Below are 20,875 nucleotides of genomic sequence, written 5' to 3'. Positions count from 1 at the left end.
CCTCAATCCTTCGCGCGCTCGACATACGCGCCATCCGCCGTCATCACCACCACGCGGGTGCCGGCGCTGATGTGTGGTGGCACCAGGGTACGCACGCCGTTGGACAGCGTTGCCGGCTTGTAGGACGAGGACGCGGTCTGGCCCTTGGTCACCGGCTCGGTCTCGACCACCTCGAAAGTGGCGCGCTGCGGCAGCACCAGCGAGATGGCGATGCTGTTGTATTGCGAGATCTGCACCGGCATGCCTTCCACCAGATAAGGCGCCATGTCGCCGACCACGCTCTCCGGCACCGCCACCTGGTCGTAGCTCTCCGGGTTCATGAAATGAAAGCCTTCGCCGTCCTGGTAGAGGAAAGTGTGCTCGCGCTCCTCGACATAGGCGCGCTCGACCTGCTCGGTGGTGCGGTAACGCTCGGAAACTTTAACCCCGTCGGAGATACGCCGCATGTCGAGCTGGGTGACCGGCGTACCCTTGCCAGGATGAATGTTTTCGGCAAAGAGGATCACATAAAGCTTGCCGTCCTTTTCGACGACGTTGCCTTTGCGTAAGGAGCTGGCGATGACCTTCACGGGTTTCCATCCTGATAAAATTTGTTGGCGCAAATCGGCTGGAGAGGCCGTTGGGTGCGGCCTAGCGCATCTTGGCCGCAATCGCCAGCCCTCTGTGCAATTCGCCTGAAGCCGATGACCGCCGCTTCGCCATGGTGGACGCCGCATGTCCATGCCGACCGCCGGCCGCGGCTGATCCTGCGCAACGCCATTGCCGTCGGCATGCGCGACTGGTTCGCCCGCCGTGACTTCGTGGAGGTGGAGACATCGGCCCTGCAGATCTCGCCCGGCAATGAAGCGCATCTGTCGGCCTTTGCCACCGAGGCGATCGGGCCGGACGGGCAGCGCCAGCCGCTCTACCTCCACACTTCGCCGGAATTCGCCTGCAAGAAGCTGCTTGCCGCCGGCGAGGAGCGCATCTTCAGCCTCGCTGCTGTGTGGCGCAACCGTGAGCGCGGCCCCTTGCACCATCCGGAGTTCACCATGCTCGAATGGTACCGCGTCGGCGAGACCTATGAGAGCCTGATGCGCGATTGCGCCGAGCTCGTCGCGCTGGCGGCCGAACGGGCGGGCGCAAAGCGTTTTAGCTTCCGCGGCCGCGAGGCCGACCCGTTCGCCGAGCCGGAACGGTTGAGCATCGCCGAAGCCTTCATGCGCCATGCCGGCATCGATCTGCTGGCGACGATTGCAGCCGATGGCACCACCGACCGCGCGGGATTGCATGCCGCCCTGGTCCAGGCCGGATTGCGGACCGCGCCCGACGACAATTGGGCCGACCTGTTCAGCCGGGTGATGGTCGAAAAAATCGAACCGGTGCTGGGGCAGGGGCGCGCCACCATTCTTTTCGGATATCCGATCTCGGAGGCGGCATTGGCCAGGCCGAGCGCCGACGATCCGCGCACCGCCGAGCGTTTCGAGCTATATTGCTGCGGCGTCGAGCTCGCCAACGCCTTTGGCGAGTTGACCGATCCGGCCGAGCAGCGCCAGCGCTTTGCCGCCGAAATGGACGAAAAGCAGCGTGTCTATGGCGAACGCTACCCGATCGACGAGGATTTCCTCGCCGCGCTCGCGATCATGCCGCAAGCGAGCGGCGCGGCGCTCGGCTTCGACCGGCTGGTGATGCTCGCCACCGGCGCGCTCAGGATCGACGACGTGATCTGGACGCCGGTGGCCGCTTCCTGAGGGATTGTCGATCTCGCCGTTGCCGCTCACCCGCCTGACACCGCTTTGCGCCTTCTCCCATTGCAGAAGCCGCACCGGGACAATAGATGGTGCAGCAGCGGCTGCCCTTCAGCCGGCCGGAAATAACAGGATTATGCGCATGACCGATACGCTCGACGCAGCGAAACTGACCGATCGCGTCGCGGCCCTGGTCGAGGCTGCCAAACGGGCCGGGGCCGATGCCGCCGATGCGGTTGCCGTGCGCGGCCGCTCGACCGGTGTGTCGGTGCGGCTTGGCAAGGTCGAAGGCACAGAGGCGTCCGAGAGCGAGGACGTCTCGTTGCGCGTCTTCGTCGGCAGACGCGTGGCGAGCGTTTCGGCAACGGCGGCATCCGACCCCAATATGCTGGCTGAGCGCGCCGTCGCCATGGCCAAAGTGTCGCCCGAAGATCCCTATCAGGGTCTCGCCGATCCGGCCTTGCTGGTCAAAAAGCCGCGCGATCTCGATCTGTTCGACGCCACCGAGGTATCGGCGGACCAGTTGAAGGAAGCAGCCCTTGCCGCCGAGGCGGCGGCGCTTGCCGTCAAGGGCGTCACCAATTCGGCCGGCAGCGGCGCCAGCGCCGGGCTCGGCGGCCTTGTGCTCGCCACTTCGCATGGGTTTGTCGGCCATTATGTCGCGTCGCGCTTTTCGCGCTCGACCAGCGTGATCGCCGGCGAGGGCACCGGCATGGAGCGCGATTACGAATTCTCCTCGCGCCAGCATTTTTCCGATCTCGACGCGCCGGAAGACATCGGCCGCAAGGCCGGTGAGCGCGCCGTACGCCGCATTGGCGCGCGCAAGGCGGCGACCGGGCCGGTCGACGTGGTGTTCGATCCGCGCGTCGCGCGCGGCATTGCCGGCCATCTCGCCGGTGCCATCAATGGCGCCGCGGTGGCGCGCAAGACCAGCTTTCTGCGCGACATGATGGGCAAGAAGGTGGCTTCGGCCGCAATCACCGTCACCGACGAGCCGCTCCGGCGCCGCGGCCAGGCCTCGCGCCCCTTCGACGGCGAAGGCGTCGAGGGCGAGAAATTGTTCATGGTCGACAAGGGCGTGCTCAACCACTGGTTCCTGTCGACCTCGGCGGCGCGGGAACTCGGCCTCGTCACCAATGGGCGCGGCTCGCGCAGCGGCTCGTCGGTCACGCCATCGTCGACCAATCTCGCCATCGAGCCGGGGGAAAGCACGCCGGAAGAGCTGATCAAGTCGCTCAAGACCGGCTTCTACGTCACCGAAGTGTTCGGCCAAGGCGTCGACATGGTGACGGGCGAATATAGCCGCGGCGCTTCAGGGTTCTGGATCGAAAACGGTGAACTGGCCTATCCCGTTGCCGAGGTGACCATCGCCTCCAATTTGAAGACGATGTTCCTCAACATGGTTCCGGCGAGCGATCTCGACCGCAATTTCGGCACTGCCGCACCCACGCTTTTGATCGAAGGAATGACCCTTGCCGGAGCTTGACCCGGCCGTCTCGGCCGGCGCTACTGAAGACCTGGAGCTGTTGCGCGACGCTGCCCGCGAGGCGGGGCTCATCGCCATGCAGTACTTCAACAACAATCCGCAGGTGTGGATGAAGGGCGGCACCTCGCCGGTCAGCGAAGCCGATCACGCCGCCGACAAATATCTGCGCGAGACCTTGCTGGCGGCCCGGCCGGACTATGGCTGGTTGTCGGAGGAGACCGTCGACGACCCGGTAAGGCTTATCGCGCGCCGCACCTTCGTCGTCGATCCGATCGACGGCACGCGCGGCTTCCTCGAAGGGCTGCCCACATGGTGCGTCAGCGTCGCGGTGGTCGAGAACGGCCGAACGCTTGCCGGCGTGCTCGACTGCCCGGCGAAGGGCGAAATCTATTGGGCGCTGCCGGGCGAGGGCGCGTTCCTGAATGGCAAGCGCATCAGCGTGCGTCCGCCGTCGGAAACGGCCGAAATCGCCGGACCGAAGGCGATGATCGACCTGATGCCGGCGAAATGGCACAAACGGCTGAAGCGCGTGCCCTATATTCCCTCGCTCGCCTACCGGTTGGCGATGATCGCCGGCGGCCAGCTCGATGCCACCTTCGTCAAGGCCAACGCGCATGACTGGGACATCGCCGCGGCCGACCTCATCCTGCGCGAGGCAGGCGGCGCCGTGCTCGATCGGCACGGCCGCGCGCCGCTCTATGCCGGCGAAGTGATCCGCCACGGCGCGCTTGCCGCCGGCAGCGGCGAACTCCTCGCCGTGCTCGCCGGCGTCATTGCCGGGCTGGACAATTGACCATCATCAATAGTTCCAAAGTCGGCGGCTTTGGTCTAGACCTGTCCCAAACTCACGATATGTGAAGGATCGACATGGCCGCTGAAGACGGAAAGAAACAGCTTTTGCACCTGGTGTTCGGCGGCGAACTCAAGAAGCTGGGCGGCGCTGAATTCCGCGATCTCGACGCGCTCGATATCGTCGGCATCTATCCCGACTATCAATCGGCGCACGCCGTCTGGAAGGCCAAGGCGCAAGCCAGCGTCGACAATGCCCATATGCGTTATTTCGTCGTTCACCTGCACCGCCTGCTCGACCCCGAAAACAAGGCTGCCGGTTGACATCGATGAACCATGAAGCGGTCAAGCGATCAGCCCCGCGGTCGGCGGTCAGACGTCGCAAGCCGAAGACGTTCTGGCGCAAGATCCGCGAACCGCTGGCGCAGTCGCGATTCGTCAAGAATGCGCTTGCCGCGCTGTTTGCGTATTTCGTCCGCCTTGTCCGCCTGACCAACCGCATGGTCGACGGATCGGCGAAGTTTTCCGGCGGCGCCTATGCGCAGCTCGAGCCTGGCATCATCGCGCTCTGGCACGGCCAGCATCTGCTGACGCCGGCCTATTATCCCAAGGGACGGCCACTGGTTGCCATGGTGTCGCGCAGCGCCGATGCCGAGCTCAACGCGCTGATGGTCGAGAAATTCGGCATCGAGGCGGTGCGCGGCTCTGGCGGGCGCGAAAGCGCAAGGCATCTCGACAAGGGCGGCGCCAAGGCGCTCATCGCCCTCAAAAAGTCGCTCGCCACCGGCAAGAATGTCGCCATGATTGCTGATATTCCCCACGGCACGCCGCGCGATGCGGGGCTCGGCGTCGTCCTCCTGGCGCGGCTGTCCGGCCGGCCGATCCTGCCTGCCGCGATTGCCACCAGCCGCCGCAAGGTGATCGAGGGCAGCTGGGACAAGACGACGATCAACTTGCCCTTCGGCCGCTCCTCGATTGTCGTCGGCACGCCTGTCTTCGTGCCGGCCAACGCAGACGCCGCGGAAATGGAACGCAAGCGCCAGGAGGTCACGGCCTCGCTCAATGCCGCGACCGCCGAGGCCTATCGCCTTGTGGACGGTTCGAAATGAGTATGCGCTGGGCGCGCGCCTTCCTGACGGCATACCGCTTCGCCGGGGCCGCCGCCTACCCGCTGGTCGGACCTTATGTCGCCTGGCGCACATCCAGAGGCAAGGAGGATCGCATTCGCCGGCGCGAGCGCTACGGCGTCGCCGGACGCGAGCGCCCCGAAGGCCCGGTGATCTGGATCCATGCAGCCAGCGTCGGCGAGACCATCGCCGTCGTGCCGCTGGTCGAGAGCATTCTCGACTACGGCGTCAACATCGTGCTGACGACGGGCACCGTCACCTCGGCGCAGGTCGCCGAAGAACGGCTGGGCGGCCGCATCATCCACCAATATGTGCCGCTCGACCTCAAGCCGGCGGTCAGCCGCTTCCTCGATCATTGGCAACCGGACCTGGCGATCATCGCCGAATCGGAGATCTGGCCGATGACCATCCTGGAACTTGGCGCCCGCCGCGTGCCGCAGGTTCTGGTCAATGGCAGGCTGTCCGACCGCTCCTTCAAATCCTGGAAGAAGCGCGCCAACATCGCCGAAGCATTGTTCGAAAATCTCGCCCATGTCGTCGCCCAGTCGGATCTCGATGGCGAGCGCTTCCTTTCGCTCGGCGCCCGGCCGGTCACCGTGTCCGGCAATCTCAAGGTCGACACCGCGCCGCCGCCGGCCGACGAACGGGCACTGGCGGCGCTGAAACGCCAGATCGGCGCTCGCCCGACCTGGGCGGCGATTTCGACCCATGACGGCGAAGAGGCGGTCGCGGCCGAAGTTCACGCCATGCTGCACAAGCGGCACCACGGGCTTTTGACGATCATCGTGCCGCGCCATCCCGAACGCGCCGGGCAGCTGGCCGCCCAGATTTCCGGCATGGGCCTGAAGCTGGCGCAGCGCAGCAAGGGCGACAGGATCACCGCCGATACCGATATTCTGCTCGGCGACACGATCGGCGAGATGGGGCTTTATCTGAGGCTGACGGAAATTGCCTTTGTCGGCCGTTCGCTGACTTCCGAGGGCGGCCAAAACCCGCTGGAACCGGCCATGCTGGAGACAGCGGTGCTTGCCGGCCGCAACGTCCAGAATTTTCGCGAGGCCTATCAGCGCCTGCTCGACAGTGGCGGCGCCAAGCTGGTGCGCGACCGCGATATGCTGGCCGGCGCCGTCAATTTCCTTTTGACCAACGAGGTGGCTCGTCACGAAATGATGGCGGCGGGTGCGGCGACCGTCGACGAGATGCGCGGTGCGCTGGCACATACGCTCAGGTCGCTCGAGCCCTATATCCAGCCGCTGGTTGTCAAGTCGCGCCTGAAGGGCGCGAACGGGCGCTGACGTGACCTCGGAAGCGCCGCCCTTCTGGTGGGAAGAGCCGGACTGGCGGGTCATGGCGCTGTCACCGCTTTCCGCCATCTATGCGCTTATCGCCGGTCGCCGCATGCGGCACGCGCCGCGCGAAAAAGTCGAGGCGCCGGTGCTCTGCATCGGCAACTTCACGGTCGGCGGCACCGGCAAGACGCCCGTGGCGATCGCATTGGCCGAGCAGGCCCGGCGCATGCAGCTCAATCCGGGTTTCCTGTCGCGCGGCCATGGCGGCTCCTTCGCGCAGCCACATATCGTCGATCCGCACCATGACGCCGCCAAGCATGTCGGCGACGAGCCGCTGCTTCTGGCCGAACATGCGCCGGTCGCGGTGACGCCGAACCGGGCCGCCGGCGCCAGGCTTCTGCTGGAGAAGCTCGGCTGCGATTTCCTGATCATGGATGACGGTTTTCAGAGCGCGCGCATCCACATCGATTATGCGCTGGTCGTCGTCGACGCGCGCCATGGCATCGGCAATGGCCGCGTCATCCCCGGCGGACCGCTACGGGCGAACATCGTCGACCAGCTGGTCTTCACCAGCGGCTTGCTGAAGATGGGCGAGGGCACCGCGGCCGATACGGTCGTGCGCCAGGCAGCGCGCGCCGGCAGGCCGATCTTCGAGGCGCACACCGCCCCGAGCAGCACGGTGACGCTGGCCGGCAGGCGGTTCCTGGCGTTCGCCGGCATCGGCCATCCCGACAAGTTTTTCGACACCGTAGCCGAGGCCGGCGGCGAGCTTGCGCTGACCCGACCGTTTCCTGACCATCATTTCTACAGCGCGGACGAGCTTGCCGAATTGGCGGCGACGGCACGTAAAGCCGGGCTTGGCCTGATTACCACTGCCAAGGATGCTGCCCGCCTGCGTCACGGCGCAGCGCCGCCGGAATTCCTCGACCGGCTCGATGTGCTGGAGATCGACACCGTCTTCGAGCTCGACCATGTGCCGCAACGCATCATCGACGAAACGCTGGATGCCTGGCGGCAGCGCAGGCTTAAAGGCTGACCGGCAGCTTGAGACCGAGGCGATGTGGGGACTGGAATTTGCATCTTTCCGCGGGTCGAGTGTATTTTGTTCTTGCTTTGTGCCGGCAGCTATGCTAGTAATTTAGGTATGGTGATGATTCGCCGACGACCCGCCCTCGAGCCCCGAGGCGGGTTTTTTATTTCAAGATAACTTCTAAGGTTTCGGTGTCGCTGGCTTGACGTCGCGGCAGGAGACGGCGCGCGAAGGATCGCAACGGGGCGACTTGCATTTGCGTCAGACTACCGTCGGCGGCGCAGTTCCGGATGCGCTTGGATCTCGCGGCGCAATGATGCAGCGGCATTCAGATAGGGTTCCTGCCTGGCGACACTCCAATATTTGAGCTCGTCGACCGGGATGCTCTCGCCGGTCACCGCACAGCGAACGAAGGCGCCGGGGCTAGTCACCTGGAAGTCGCCGTCGAGATAGCGGATGCGGGCTTCCTTGCCGCCGGGGCCTTCGAAACGGTTCATCATGGGGTGGAGCCGAAATTCATGACGATGTCATCGCCACAAATTGCGGCGAGGTCAAGCTTGGTTGGCTTTGCCTGCCTCTGTTTCTGGTGACACTTGCTCGAACAAGCCGGCAAAGCGGATGCCAATGCATGTCGCGCAAAAGTGTGCAGCGGTTTTGCGATAACGACATGCATAAACACAAGAACCTGAAGCGCGTCGCATGAGGCCGGTCGAACGCGACGCGCTTCAGGCATCTCATTCTTCGGCGATGATAAACTCTTCGATCCTCTCCGCTGGCAGCCCGGCCTGGACTGCGATGCGACGAGCAAGTTCGGCTGCCGCGGCGCGCGGCCGCCCCAGCGGCCGGTCGAGCCAGTAGGATATCGGGCTGAGGGCACCGCGCTCGTCCACGGCGACGATGCGGCCCGATTTCAATTGGTCCACCGTCAATGGCGGACGCGCCAGCGCAATGCCGAGCCCGTGCGCGGCGGCGTCGAGCACGAGGTTGTAATCCTCGAAACGGCGGTCGTGCGGCCGCGGCCGATAGTCCATCTCCTGCGCCGCAAACCAGGCGCGCCACGCCGAAGCGTCGGAATCGTTGATCACCGGAAATTCGAGCAGCCGGGCCGGATCGCCGCGGCCGATCTCCCTGGCCAATTCCGGCGAGGCGACCGGGAACACATATTCTTCGAAAAGCTGCACCGAGATCCGGCCCGGAATGCGGCCGCGCCCGCAGCGGATCGACAGGTCGATGCCCTCGTCGGCAAGATCGCCCTGGCGGATGTCGACGTCGAGCACGATGCGCAGCTTGGACGGGTGGTTCTCCAGCGCCGCCATGCGCGGCATCAACCACAGCCCGCTGACCGAGGGGATCGAGGTCAGCCGCACCACCGCCGTGCCGCGCGGCTCGACCCAGCGATCCGAATTGCTGGCGATCAGGGCGAAGGCTTCGGTGGTGCGCAGATGCAGGCGATTGCCCTCGACGGTCAGCGAGACGCCGCGCGCGCCGCGATCGAAGACTTTCAGCCCAAGCCAGTTCTCGAGCTTGGCGATCTGCCGGCTGACGGCGCCATGGGTGATGTTGAGCTTCTCGGCCGCCGCCGAAAAGCTGCCTGCCCGCGCCGCGGCATCGAAGGCGCGCAGGGTTTCAAGCGGCAGCATCGAGTCTGAGCTGTGATCCATAGTCACAGGTGATACTCGATTTGTTCGTTTGTCAATCGACGCGCAATAGCGTTTCTCTACTTCATGGCATTGGATCGCGAGGACACCGAGATGAGCATCTATACCGGAACGTTGAATCCGACACAGCGTATGGATGCCACGGCGGCCATCGCGGTGGCGCTGACGGTGGTCGGCTGGGCCTCCGCCTTTCCGGCGATCCGCGCCGGCCTTGCCGCCTTCGGGCCGCTGGAACTCGGCGCGTTGCGCTTTGCCATCGCCGCGGTTCCGGCGGCGATCTTCCTCGCGGTCAAGCGGCCGGCGCTGCCCAGGCTCGACGAACTCTGGCGCTTTGCCTTCGGTGGTGCCGTCTTCGTCGCGCTCTACACGGTGATGCTCAATTTCGGCGAGCTGACTGTTTCGGCAGGTGCGGCCGGCTTCATCATCAATGTCAGCCCGATCTTCACTGCGATCATGGCCATGGCGCTGCTCGGCGAACGCTTCTCAGGCCTGGCCTGGGCCGGCACATTCCTGTCCTTCGCCGGTATCGGCATCATCGCCATGGGCGAGGGGCAGGGGCTGCATTTCAACAATGGTGCGCTGCTTGTCCTCGGCTCGGCGCTGTGCTCGGCCGTCAACACCATCGTTCAGAAGCCGCTGTTTGGTCGCCACCACCCGCTGACCATCTCGGCCTCGAACATGGTGCTTGGCGCGCTCTGCCTGTCGCCATTCCTGCCGAGCGGTCTGGCGCAGGCAGCGGTCGCCGATACCGCCGGGCTCGGCGCCGTCATCTTTCTCGGCATCGTGCCCAGTCTCATCGCCTACGCTGCCTGGGCAACAGCACTTTCCCGGCTGCCGGCGGCGCGCGCATCGAACTTCCTCTATCTGGTGTCGCCGGTGGCGACGCTGATCGGCTTCTTCTGGCTGGGCGAGGTGCCGACGCTGCTCGGCATAATCGGCGGGGCGCTGGCGCTGGGCGGCGTCATCGTGGTGAATTTGAGGAGGTGATTCAGAGAATTGAAGCTTTTTCCCGACTCAAACCATGGGCCGTTACTGACGACCATTGCGATGCAGACATGAGCCAGACCGGCGTCTATGTTGATTGCGTTTGCGAAGCGTGGCGAGGGGTCGACATGGGAATGCAGTTTATCTCCGCAATTTTTTTCTTGTTGCTGTTCAGCCAAAATGCCGTCGCGGGTTGGTATCAGATCGAAAACTACGAAGGTTTCATTGGGCCTAACCCAGTCCATCTGTCGCTGCAGAGGAATGACAGTTTCGGCAGCGGGATTACGGTCGAGGGGAGCTATTTCTACGACGCGAAGCAAAGCCCGATAGCAGTGTACGGCAAGATCAACGGCACCAGCGTATCCCTTTGCGAGATTGCGGACGACAAGGAATTCGACCGGGTGCTGGTCATGGGTTCGAAAACGCCCGTCGACACCGGTGGATGCCCATTTTCTCTCGACATTGGTGAAAGCGGCGCAACAGGAACCTGGAGCAAGGGTGCGGACAAACATCCCGTCACGCTCAAGAAAGTTGCGAGCCTGGACGATACCGGCGACGGGAAGATTGACGGAACCGTTGAGATCCCGTTCTGGGCGCAGACCGACACCGACAGGTTTTCAGGCATCTACGCGAAAACCGAAGCCGGAATTTGCATGCGAAAATTGCAAGTCATCGGCAAGCGAAGCAAGAAAGTCTATCAAGAGATCGAGTTCGATGACGACAATTGCGACGCGGGAATGCTGATGACGCCAATCTACATGAATGTTCAAAAACAGACGGAAAAAATCGCCGAGGTCATTTCAGTAAACTTTCGTGGCGGCGGCGCTGGCTATACAATGGACTATGTTTTCTCTCTTAAAACTAAGAAGTATCATCAATTGGCGAATTGAGCGGGTGCCTCGCTTGGCGTTGCCCAGGTAATGCTTACCGTCGCCCGAACAGCCTCTCGATATCCGCCAGCTTGAGCTCGATGTAGGTCGGGCGGCCGTGGTTGCAGGTGCCGGAGCCAGGCGTCGCCTCCATCTGCCGCAGCAGCGCGTTCATCTCTTCCGGTTTGAGCAGGCGGCCGGAACGTACCGAGCCGTGGCAGGCCATGGTCGCGGCTATCCTGTCCAGCCGCTCCTTCAGCGTGTCGACCGTGTCATTGTCGGCGATTTCGTCGGCGAGGTCGCGCACCAGCTGCTGGACGTTGGTCTCGCCGAGCATCGACGGCGTCTCGCGCACCGCAACGGCGCCTGGGCCGAAGCGCTCGATGCCGAGGCCGAAGCGGGCCAGCGTCTCGGAGTGCATGGCAAGCCGCTCGGCATCCTCTTCCGGCAGATCGACAATCTCGGGCAGCAGCAGCATCTGCGACGGCACCGCGCGTGAGTGGAGGGCGTTCTTCAAGGCCTCGTAGACCAGTCGCTCATGCGCCGCATGCTGGTCGACGATGACAAGCGAATCCCTGGTCTGGGCGACGATATAGTTCTCATGCACTTGCGCGCGCGCCGCGCCCAGGGCCGTGCCGAGCAGCGTCTCTGCCGCCTGATCCTGTCCGGCGCGCGCGTCGGCACTGTGCAGTGGGCCGGCGTCGAAGGCCGCCTGCTCGTCCTCGCCGAAGCCGCCATTTGCAGAGCCCATATCGAGCGGCCGCTGCGGCGAACGGGCAGGGTCGAACCCGGCAAAGCCCGATGCCCGATAGGCGGCCTCGTAGCTGCGGTGACCGTTGGCCGGCCCGCCATGCGCATAGGATGCCGCGCCCGGCCGGAACGCTGCCATCATGCCGGCGGCCCCGGTGGTGGCGGCGCGGATGCCGGCATGGGCCAGTGCTTCGCGGATGGCGCCGACGATCAGGCCGCGCACCAGCCCCGGATCGCGGAAGCGCACGTCGGCCTTGGCCGGATGGACGTTGACGTCGACGATCGCCGGATCGAGCGTCAGGAACAGCACGGTGACGGCATGGCGGTCGCGCGGCAGCACGTCGGCGAAGGCGCCGCGAATGGCGCCGGCGATCAATTTGTCACGCACCGGGCGGCCGTTGACATAGGCATATTGCTGCAGGGCGTTGGCGCGGGTGAAGGAGGGCACCGAGACATGGCCGGCGAGGTGCACGCCGTCCCGCACCGCGTCGATGGCGATCGCATTGTCGGGAAAGTCGGCGCCCATCACCTGTGCCACCCGGCGCAGCCGGCCTTCCGGGCTGTCCTCGGTCGCCGGCAGCTCCAGCGTCGAGCGGTCCGGGCCGGCCAGCGTGAAGCGCACGGCGGGAAAGGCGATGGCGATGCGCTTGACCACGTCGCCGATGGCCGAGCCTTCGGCGCGCTCACCCTTCATGAATTTGAGCCGCGCCGGCGTGGCGAAGAACAGGTCGCGCACCTCGACCGTGGTGCCGCGATTGGCCGCGGCGGGCCTGACGGCGGAGACGCGGCCGCCGTCGATGCCGATCTCGGCGGCGTTTTCGCTTGATGCGGTGCGCGAGCGGATCGACAGCCGCGCCACCGAGCCGATCGACGGCAAAGCCTCGCCGCGGAAGCCAAGCGAGCGGATGTCGTGAATGTTGTCGGCGAGCTTGGAGGTGCAATGGCGCGCAATCGCCAGCGCCAGTTCCTTTTCCGGAATGCCCGAGCCGTCGTCGCTGACGCGGATCAGGTTCAGCCCGCCACCAGCGGTGACGATCTCGACACGCGTGGCGCCGGCATCGAGCGCGTTCTCGACCAGTTCCTTGACCACGCTTGCCGGACGCTCGATGACTTCGCCGGCGGCGATCTGGTTGATCATCGTTTCGGAAAGCTGGCGGATGGACATGGAAGCACTATAGGCGGATTCGTGGCCGATGCGGGAGGGGGAGAATAGCGTTGATTGTTGCAAGGCAGGGAGACTGCTCCGTTGCGCTCCGTCCCACCCCCCTCTGGCCTGCCGGCCATCTCCCCCGCAAGGGGGAGATCGGATGTCGCCTCGGCCTCCGCCAGTCTCCAATGTCTCAAAGGTTGGCGGGACGCATGAACCGCCAATCTCCCCCCTTGCGGGGGAGATGGCCGGCAGGCCAGAGGGGGGTGCTGTCCCGCCACGATGTAGAGATAGGAATATTGTTGAAGTGAATGGGCTTGGCCCCCAATTGACTTAGTGGATTTAGTCGGGCGAAGGCCAAAATCTGAAGCGAATGGCCGTTGGAGGCGACATTTGGACGTCATCCTAGATTACTTAATGGTAAACTTCGCTCGATGGATACAGCGTCGAAAGAGTCGTATTGCAAGAGTAATTTTGTTCACTATTTGGACGATTATTTCGATATCGCTAACAGTTGTTCTGGTTTACCTCCTGTATATTCGAAATCTTACCATATAGATTATTGTTCAATCGTCGGGTCGTTCTCGAGGAAATCCACGCAGCTGACCGCGACCGTGCCTTCAACTCATGAGCTTGGGCAGCGCTGCCGCCAGTGCATCGACGGCAAGGCGGACTTTCATCGGCAGATGTGGCGTCTGCAGCCACAGCGCATGGGCGTCATAGAGAAACCTCGGCTGTTCCGGCAATAGCGGGACAAGTACGCCCGCCTGAATGCGCTGGCGAACCAGCCAGTATGGCAGCCAGGCGAGCCCCATGCCGGCGGCCGCGGCATCGGCGATGGCATCGAGATCGTCGAGCCGCAATCTGCCAGCGAGCCTGACCTCCGTCGCAGGCTGGCCATTGCGTGGAAACAGCCACGGCTGAACGGCACGCCCGGAACGGCGGTAGATGATCGCGTGATGGCTGCCGAGGTCATCTATCGCCTGCGGCTGGCCGTGCCTGTCGAGATAGGATGGCGACGCGCAGACGACCATGTGCTGGCGCGCGACGCGCCGCGCCATCACCCCGGCCTGGTCCTCCAGATCGCCCGTTCGGATGGCAAGGTCGCAGCCGTCCTCGGCGAGGTCGGCGAGGGCGTCGCTGAACGACAGGTCAAGTTCCAGCGCCGGATATTGCTGCGCAAGCCCGAACAGGATTGGGGCAACGCAGCGCCGGCCGAAATGCACCGGCATGAGGACGCGCAGCTTTCCGCGCGGTTCGGCAAGCTGGTCGGCGGCGAGTGCATCCGCGGCCTCCGCTTCGGCAAGCACCAGCCGGCAGCGTTCATAATAGGCGCGCCCGAAATCCGTCAGGCTTTGGCGGCGCGTGGTCCGGTTGATGAGGCGCACGCCCAGGCGCTCCTCGAGAAGCCGGACATGCTTGCCGACCATCGGCCCGGATAGATCGAGAGCCGCCGCCGCAGCCGCGAACGAGCCCAGGTCGACGGCTTTGACGAACACGGCCATGCTCGTAAGGCGATCCATATTCAAAACCCACAGTTTCCACTGATCTACTCAAGCGGCTATTTATCCGCCTGATTGCCGCTGGCATAGCACATTCAGTGCAAATATTTTGGAGTTGTGACCGATGGCGCGTGTCGTTCGTTTTTATGAGCTGGGTGGTCCCGAGGTTCTGCGCATCGAGAATGTCGACATGCCTGCGCCGGGACGAGGCGAGATCCAGATCCGTGTCAAGGCGTTGGGTCTGAACCGGGCCGAGGCGTTGCTGCGTTCAGGCAGATATATCCAAACCGCGCCGTTGCCTTCCGGTCTTGGGCTTGAGGCCGCTGGCCTCGTCGAAACGGTCGGCGAAGGCGTGGACGGGTTTGCGCCGGGCGATGCCGTCAGCATCGTGCCGCCAGTGTCGATGGCCCGCTGGCCTGCCTATGGTGAGATTGCCACATATCCCGCCGAGCTCGTCGTCAAGCATCCACCATCGCTGAGCTGGGAAGAGGCCGCCGCTGCGTGGATGCAATATCTCACCGCCTACGGGGCGCTGATCGACATTGCCAAACTCGGCAGGGAAGACTTTGTCGTTATCACTGCCGCGTCGAGCAGCGTCGGACTGGCGGCGATCCAGATTGCCAACCTGGTTGGCGCGACCCCGATCGCGGTCACACGGACATCTGCCAAGACGCGGGCTTTGCTTCAGTTCGGCGCGGCCCACGTCATCGCCTCGGCAGAGGTGGATCTGGAAGCCAGGTTGAAGGAAATCGCCGGCCCGGACGGCGTGCGCGTGGTGTTCGACGCGGTCGGCGGGCCGATCTTCGAGCCTCTGACGGCAGCGATGGCACTGGGTGGCATTCTCATCGAATATGGCGGCTTGAGCCCCGACCCGACACCTTTTCCGTTACCTGCAGTGCTAGGCAAGACGCTGACGCTGCGCGGCTATCTCGTCCACGAGATCGTGCGCGATCCGGCCCGGCTACAGGCCGCCAAGACATTCATCCTTGATGGACTGAAATCGGGTTCGCTGAAGCCCGCAATCGCTAGAACCTTTCCGTTTGATCAGATCGTCGAGGCGCATCGTTATCTCGAGTCGAGCGAACAATTCGGCAAGATCGTCGTGACGGTTTGACCGGGCATTGTGGGATAGCCTCACGCTTGCGCCGCCAGCCAGTCCCGCACCTTGCGGGCGTTGTCGCTGAGCTCGCGGTTCCTCGACCAGATGACATGAAAGCCCTTGCCGGTCGTCATTGTGTGGCCGGTGACGCGCACCAGCAGCCCTGATGCCAGCAGCCGCTCGGCGAGATGACCCCAGCCGAGCGCGATGCCTTGCCCTTCCATGACTGCCTGGATCACCAGCGCATAGTCGTTGATGCGCAAGCCACGCCCGGCATCGGCGATGTCGACACCGGCCGAGGCGAACCATTCGTCCCAGCTGGCGGCCTCGCGAAACGGCTCTTCGAGATGAATGAGACGATGCGATGGAAGGTCCTTCACGTTCGCCGGCAGCCCGAACCGGGCCACATAACTAACGCCGGCGACGGGGAATATCACTTCATCGGCCAGCGGCAGCGAATGATAATCCGGCCATTCCTTGGGCTCGCCGCCGCGGACGCCGAGCGGAATGTCTTCGGCGATGATGTCGAGATCGCGGTCCGCGGTCTGGATGCGCAGGTCGATGCCCGGCAGTTCGTCGCGAAACTGCTGCAGGCGCGGCATCATCCAGAACGAGGCGAATGCGGTCGAGGCGGCGAGCGTCACGTGAGCGCCGACGGCGATCTGGCGCAGATCTTCCGCCGACTTGCGGATGTGCGACAGGCCGAGCGAGACGTCGGCGTGAAAGCGATCGCCGGCCTCGGTAAGGCTGACTTGCCGGTGGCGGCGCTGGAAGAGTTTGGCGCCGAGCTGCTCCTCGAGCCCACGGATCGCATAGGAGACGGCAGCCTGCGTCATGCCGAGCTCCCGCCCGGCGGCGGTAAAGCTCGACAGCCGGCCGGCGGCCTCGAAAACGATCAGGCTGCCGGCCGAGGGCAGCAGATGGCGCAAGCTTCGCATAAGCTGAGCTTATACAAGAGATCAGGATTTTCCAGCGTCACAGCTGCATTTTGTCTGGCTAGATTGATCGAGACAGGAAGATGGAGCCTCCATGAACGCACCGGCCGTTGAAGTGAGCGAACATACCAATCGTCGCGCGGGTGGCCGCCTGGGGCGCAAGGCGCTGCGGGGAGCTCCCGTAGCGTCATTTCCGACCCTGGTTCGCAAGATTCCGGTGTATCAGATGGTCCCGGACGAGGCGGTGGAGCTCATCCACCAGGAGTCGCTCAGCATCCTCGAAGAGGTAGGATGCGAGTTCCGCGACGACGAGGCTATCGCAATGTGGAAGGCGGCGGGCGCCGATGTCTCCGAGACAAGGGTCCGGATCGACCGCGCCCTGCTGATGGACCTCGTCTCGAAGGTCCCGTCGGAGTTCACGCTCAATGCGAGGAATCCCCAGCGTTCCGTACGTGTGGGTGGCAACAACTCCATCTTCGTGCCGATGTACGGGGCGCCTTATGTGCGCGACCTCGACAACAACAGGCGCTACGGCACACTCGCCGACCTCAACAATTTCCACAAGCTCGCCTACATGGCGCCGGCGCTGCATTCGTCGAGCTCGATCATCTGCGAGCCGATGGAAATCGCGGTGCCGAAGCGTCACCTCCACATCATCCATTCCGCGCTGAAGCACTCCGACAAGCCGTTCATGGGCATCGTGACCTCCAAAGATCGAGCCGAAGACACGATGGCGATGGCAGGCATCGTGTTCGGCGAGGACTATGTCCGCGACAACCCGGTCCTGGTGGCGATCACCAACTGCAATTCGCCGCTGGTCTGGGATGCCACCATGCTGGACGCGATGAAAGTCTATGCGCGCCACAACCAGCCGCTGATCCTCGCGCCCTTCGCCCTTTGCGGCGCCTCGACTTCGGCCTCTGCAGTCGGTGCGGTCGCGCAGGTCAATGCCGAAGCGCTGGCGGGCGTCGCGTTCACACAGCTCTTGCGTCCGGGTTCGCCGCAGATCTACGGACAGTTCATGGTGACGGTCGACATGAAGACCGGCGCTCCCATGGGCGGCACGCCGGAGGCGGCCCAGATGATGTATCTCATGGGCGCGCTGGCGCGGAAGTATCGGCTGCCGTGGCGCACGTCCGGTTTCCATGTCGGTTCGAAGCTGAACGACGCCCAGGCGGGCTACGAGGCGAACATGCTGATGCATGCCGCCATCCTTGCCGGCGCCAACTACATCTGGCACTCCGCCGGTTGGCTCGAGGCCGGCCTGACCTGCGGCTATTCGAAATTTGCCACCGACTGCGAGCAGCTTGTCGGCTGGTACAAATATGCTGGCGGGCTGCCATTCGACGATTTCAAGGAGGCTATGGCGGCTATCCGCGAGGTCGGACCGCAGGGCCATTTCCTCGGCACCCAACACACGCTCCAGCATTTCGAGTCCGCCTTCTTCATACCGAGCATCATGGACTTCAATTCGTTCGAACAGTGGAAGGCGGAAGGAGCAAAGGACCACGACACCCGCGGCCGCGAGAAAGCGCGCAACATGCTCGCCGATTATGAGGAGCCGAAGCTCGATGAGGGCATCGCCGATGGTCTCAAAGATTTGATTGAGCGGCGCGAGGAGAAACTACCGGACAGCGTTAGTTGATAACGGGCGAAGACCCGATGGGAACCATAACGGAGGAAAAAATGACACTCTTCAGAAGCAATGGTGATCGCGTGCCGAGCGCCATCGAAGCGATGGCCAGCGAAGCGCGTGCAGGTCATGTGGATCGGCGCGAGTTTCTGGCTCTGGCAAGCGCTTTCGGCGCATCGACAGCTCTTGCTTACGGCATGATCGGTCTTGCTGTGCCGGAACAGGCTTTGGCTGAAGAGCCGAAGAAAGGCGGAACGCTGCATGTTTCGATGTCGGTGAAGGCACAAAAGGACCCGCGCACCTACGACTGGGTGGAACTTGCGAACATTTCACGCTGCTGGCTGGAGCCGCTTGTCCGCTACACCCGCCAGTTCACATTCGAGCCGGTTTTGCTCGAAAGCTGGGAGGTCAATGACGACGCCACCGAATATGTGCTGCATGTGCGCAAGGGCATCACCTGGACCAATGGTGATGCTTTCGGCGCCGATGATGTGGCCTACAATCTGACGCGCTGGTGCGAAAAGGCTGCCGCCGGCAATTCCATGGCCGCGCGCGTCGGTGCGCTGATCGACGCAAAAACCGGCAAGGCCAGGGATGGCGCGATCACCAAGGTCGACGACAACACGGTCAAGCTGAAGCTGAACGAACCGGACATCTCGCTGATCCCGAACTTCACCGATTATCCAGCGCTCGTGGTCCATCGCAACTTCGACGCCGACGGCGCCAATCCGATCGAGAAGCCGATCGGCACCGGGCCGTTCGAACTGGTGTCCTATTCGGTCGGCCAGAAAGCGGTCGTCAAGCGTCGGGAGACTGGCAAATGGTGGGGCGGTGAAGCGCTTCTCGACGGCGTCGAATTCATCGACTACGGAACCGATTTCAACGCGTCGATAAATGCATTCGACTCCGGCGAAATCGATCTCAACTTCGAGACGCCCGCCGACTTCATAGACATCCTCGACAAGATGGGGCTGGTAAAATCGGAGGTCGCGACAGCGACCACGCTCGTTGCCCGGACCAACGTCACGCACAAGCCCTACGACGACAAGCGCGTCCGCAACGCCCTGCAAATGGCCGTCGACAACCAGGCGGTGCTCGAACTTGGCTATGCCGGGCGAGGGACTGTTGGTGAAAACCATCACGTCAGCCCGATTCATCCGGAATACTTCGCGCTGCCCAAGAAGACACGTGACGCCGCGGGCGCCAAGAAGCTGATGGCCGAGGCCAAGCAGGCCGACTTCGAGCATGAACTGATCACCGTCGAGGACGATTGGCAAAAGAATACCGGCGACGCTATTGCCGGCCAGTTGCGCGACGCCGGGATCAAGGTGAAGCGCACCGTGCTGCCGGGTTCGACTTTCTGGAACGACTGGACCAAATATCCTTATTCCATGACCATTTGGTACATGCGCCCGCTTGGCGTCCAGGTGTTGGCGCTGGGCTATCGCACCGGCGAGGCCTGGAACGAAACCGGCTACTCGAATCCTGATTTCGACGCCAAGCTCAAGCAGGCTCTCTCGCTCATCGACGTGGAAAAGCGCCGCGAGGTCATGAAGGACATCGAGCAGATCCTCCAGGATTCGGGCGTCATCATTCAGCCGTTTTGGCAGAAGCTGTTCAGCCACATGAACGAGAAGGTGAAGAACTACGCTGTCCACCAAACCTTCGAGATGGATCTCCAGAACGTCTGGCTGAACGCCTGAGTTGCCAGCAGAGGACGCGTTGCAGGATTTCATGGACCGCAAGAAAGCCGACAGGCAAGATGCGTGGTACTGATAGCTTCCGTCAGTGAACAATCGGGGACACGCATGAAACTGCCACTTTTTGTTGCCGCGCTTTCGATGGCCTTGCCGGCGGCCGCGTTTGCCGGCCCTGCTGCCAACGCCGTGAAGTTCTTCTATGTCCCGTCGGTCAAATTCGAGGCCGATGCGCAATATCGCGACCGCTTCACCGCGCCGGTGACGAAACTGTTCGAACTGAACGACAACGCGGCAAAGAACCATCCGGATGAAGTTCCCTGCATCGACTTCGCCCCTGGTCTCGATGCGCAGGACTATGACGAGAAGACCGTGGCCAAGACGCTGACGCTGGCCGAAACGCTGGATGGCGACAGCGCCGAGGTGACGGCGAGGTTCAGCCTTTTCCCGGAAGGCGATGATTCCAAACGCGAAATGGTCTGGTCACTCAGGAAGATCGATGGCCAGTGGAAGGTCGCCGACATCACCTCGAAGACCAGCGGCTGGACGCTGAGTGCGCTCGAATGTCTGGCCGGGCAGACCCCGGAGTGATGCCGTGCTCCGCTGCCGTCCCTGGGTTCTGGCGACTGCGTGCCTGCTGGCCGGATTTAGCAGCGCCGCCGCTCAGGGCCTGTTGGGCGCGCCGCCCGCAGACGCGCCGGCCGACAACGCGGCACCTCCGCCGGCAGAGTCGCCGGCAGAAAACGCACCGGCCGCACCCGTGCAGCCGGGCTCGCCGACGGCGGTGGTGAAGCCGTTCTACGAGCATGCCAGGCTCGAGGTCGATCCGGCTCAGCGGGGCCATTTCACCGATCCGGCAAAGTCGGTGCTGGACAAGAGCGACGCGCTGCGGAAGTCGGGGCAGGGCGAGTGCCTCGATCCCAACATGGCGCTCGACAATGCCGAATACGACGAGGCGGAGATCGACAAGAGCCTGAAGACCATCGAAGCGGTCAAGGGCGACCAGGCCAAGGTCGTTGTCGCTTTCGTCGCCTCCGGCAATCCGCACCGGCTGGAATGGAAGCTCAAAAAGGTCGACGGCGACTGGAAGATATCGGACCTGCTCTCGGTGACAGGCGAATGGGCGCTCAGCCAATACCAGTGTGAGTGAGAA

General features: G+C 63.5%; 20 protein-coding genes. 14 read left to right on the top strand and 6 right to left on the bottom strand.

The annotated features are described in order from the left end of the window. Positions 1-2 precede the first annotated feature (2 nt). Entirely contained in the window at positions 3-569 is a 567-nt protein-coding gene (gene efp / locus NKH29_RS26540) for an elongation factor P (protein ID WP_023717161.1), read from the bottom strand. 114 nt (positions 570-683) lie between these two features. Between efp and epmA the strand changes: the two genes are divergently transcribed. The 7 genes from epmA (at position 684) to lpxK (ending at position 7,454) form a co-directional block, all read left to right on the top strand. After that, positions 684-1,730 (top strand): EF-P lysine aminoacylase EpmA, encoded by a 1,047-nt coding sequence (epmA, locus tag NKH29_RS26535; protein ID WP_353000955.1) that lies wholly within the window; start codon positions 684-686, stop codon positions 1,728-1,730. 139 nt (positions 1,731-1,869) lie between these two features. After that, positions 1,870-3,213, top strand: a complete 1,344-nt coding sequence (locus NKH29_RS26530) for a TldD/PmbA family protein (RefSeq protein ID WP_352818332.1) — start codon at positions 1,870-1,872, stop codon at positions 3,211-3,213. After that, on the top strand, positions 3,200-4,006 hold the full coding sequence (locus tag NKH29_RS26525) for a 3'(2'),5'-bisphosphate nucleotidase CysQ (protein ID WP_353000953.1): 807 nt from the start codon (positions 3,200-3,202) through the stop codon (positions 4,004-4,006). Before NKH29_RS26530 ends, NKH29_RS26525 begins: the two co-directional genes overlap by 14 nt. 74 nt (positions 4,007-4,080) lie before the next feature. After that, positions 4,081-4,326 carry a DUF4170 domain-containing protein gene (locus NKH29_RS26520; RefSeq protein ID WP_353000951.1) on the top strand — a complete coding sequence of 82 codons (246 nt, stop codon included), beginning with the start codon at positions 4,081-4,083 and terminating at the stop codon, positions 4,324-4,326. Positions 4,327-4,331: 5 nt separating this feature from the next. After that, positions 4,332-5,111 (top strand): lysophospholipid acyltransferase family protein, encoded by a 780-nt coding sequence (locus NKH29_RS26515; protein ID WP_023717166.1) that lies wholly within the window; start codon positions 4,332-4,334, stop codon positions 5,109-5,111. After that, entirely contained in the window at positions 5,108-6,424 is a 1,317-nt protein-coding gene (gene waaA, locus NKH29_RS26510; protein ID WP_023717167.1) for a lipid IV(A) 3-deoxy-D-manno-octulosonic acid transferase, read from the top strand. Before NKH29_RS26515 ends, waaA begins: the two co-directional genes overlap by 4 nt. 1 nt (position 6,425) lies before the next feature. Continuing rightward, complete coding sequence (gene lpxK, locus NKH29_RS26505) at positions 6,426-7,454, top strand: tetraacyldisaccharide 4'-kinase (protein ID WP_352481287.1); 1,029 nt, start codon at positions 6,426-6,428, stop codon at positions 7,452-7,454. Positions 7,455-7,714: 260 nt separating this feature from the next. Here the strand turns inward: lpxK and NKH29_RS26500 are convergent, their stop codons facing one another. Together NKH29_RS26500 and NKH29_RS26495 are read right to left on the bottom strand one after the other, a co-directional pair. Continuing rightward, positions 7,715-7,948, bottom strand: coding sequence for a DUF2093 domain-containing protein (locus tag NKH29_RS26500; RefSeq protein WP_353000948.1), 234 nt, complete (start codon positions 7,946-7,948; stop codon positions 7,715-7,717). A gap of 234 nt (positions 7,949-8,182) precedes the next feature. Next, positions 8,183-9,088, bottom strand: coding sequence for a LysR family transcriptional regulator (locus tag NKH29_RS26495; RefSeq protein ID WP_353000946.1), 906 nt, complete (start codon positions 9,086-9,088; stop codon positions 8,183-8,185). Between the two features lie 111 nt (positions 9,089-9,199). Here NKH29_RS26495 and NKH29_RS26490 point away from each other — a divergent pair, with 111 nt between their 5' ends. Together NKH29_RS26490 and NKH29_RS26485 are read left to right on the top strand one after the other, a co-directional pair. Further along, positions 9,200-10,093, top strand: coding sequence for a DMT family transporter (locus tag NKH29_RS26490; RefSeq protein WP_353000944.1), 894 nt, complete (start codon positions 9,200-9,202; stop codon positions 10,091-10,093). A 68-nt stretch (positions 10,094-10,161) separates the two neighbouring features. Further along, positions 10,162-10,980 carry a hypothetical protein gene (locus tag NKH29_RS26485; protein ID WP_353000942.1) on the top strand — a complete coding sequence of 273 codons (819 nt, stop codon included), beginning with the start codon at positions 10,162-10,164 and terminating at the stop codon, positions 10,978-10,980. Positions 10,981-11,014: 34 nt separating this feature from the next. Here NKH29_RS26485 and mutL read toward each other — a convergent pair whose 3' ends face one another. Next, a complete protein-coding gene (gene mutL / locus NKH29_RS26480; RefSeq protein WP_353000941.1) occupies positions 11,015-12,874 on the bottom strand; it encodes a DNA mismatch repair endonuclease MutL in 1,860 nt (619 codons plus the stop codon). A gap of 602 nt (positions 12,875-13,476) precedes the next feature. Continuing rightward, entirely contained in the window at positions 13,477-14,379 is a 903-nt protein-coding gene (locus NKH29_RS26475) for a LysR family transcriptional regulator (protein WP_352791205.1), read from the bottom strand. A gap of 103 nt (positions 14,380-14,482) precedes the next feature. On the opposite strand from NKH29_RS26475, the gene NKH29_RS26470 reads away from it, so the two are divergent. Further along, a complete protein-coding gene (locus NKH29_RS26470; RefSeq protein ID WP_353000939.1) occupies positions 14,483-15,472 on the top strand; it encodes a zinc-dependent alcohol dehydrogenase family protein in 990 nt (329 codons plus the stop codon). A 20-nt stretch (positions 15,473-15,492) separates the two neighbouring features. On the opposite strand, the gene NKH29_RS26465 is transcribed toward NKH29_RS26470, so the two are convergent. Further along, positions 15,493-16,395 (bottom strand): LysR substrate-binding domain-containing protein, encoded by a 903-nt coding sequence (locus NKH29_RS26465; protein WP_023717175.1) that lies wholly within the window; start codon positions 16,393-16,395, stop codon positions 15,493-15,495. 91 nt (positions 16,396-16,486) lie between these two features. Between NKH29_RS26465 and NKH29_RS26460 the strand changes: the two genes are divergently transcribed. The 4 genes from NKH29_RS26460 to NKH29_RS26445 all read left to right on the top strand — a co-directional run bounded on the left by NKH29_RS26460 (position 16,487) and on the right by NKH29_RS26445 (position 20,872). After that, a complete protein-coding gene (locus tag NKH29_RS26460; RefSeq protein ID WP_353000937.1) occupies positions 16,487-18,037 on the top strand; it encodes a trimethylamine methyltransferase family protein in 1,551 nt (516 codons plus the stop codon). A 41-nt stretch (positions 18,038-18,078) separates the two neighbouring features. Beyond that, positions 18,079-19,728 carry an ABC transporter substrate-binding protein gene (locus NKH29_RS26455; protein WP_023717177.1) on the top strand — a complete coding sequence of 550 codons (1,650 nt, stop codon included), beginning with the start codon at positions 18,079-18,081 and terminating at the stop codon, positions 19,726-19,728. A gap of 105 nt (positions 19,729-19,833) precedes the next feature. Continuing rightward, positions 19,834-20,313, top strand: coding sequence for a DUF3828 domain-containing protein (locus tag NKH29_RS26450; RefSeq protein ID WP_353000935.1), 480 nt, complete (start codon positions 19,834-19,836; stop codon positions 20,311-20,313). 4 nt (positions 20,314-20,317) lie between these two features. Next, positions 20,318-20,872 (top strand): hypothetical protein, encoded by a 555-nt coding sequence (locus NKH29_RS26445; RefSeq protein WP_353000933.1) that lies wholly within the window; start codon positions 20,318-20,320, stop codon positions 20,870-20,872. Positions 20,873-20,875: the final 3 nt, after the last annotated feature.

It is taken from the genome of Mesorhizobium sp. M1295 (genome assembly GCF_040318135.1).
GTDB lineage: Bacteria > Pseudomonadota > Alphaproteobacteria > Rhizobiales > Rhizobiaceae > Mesorhizobium.
The sequence above is the reverse complement of the archived record's forward strand: the minus strand, read 5'-3'. Positions and strand labels throughout refer to the sequence as shown.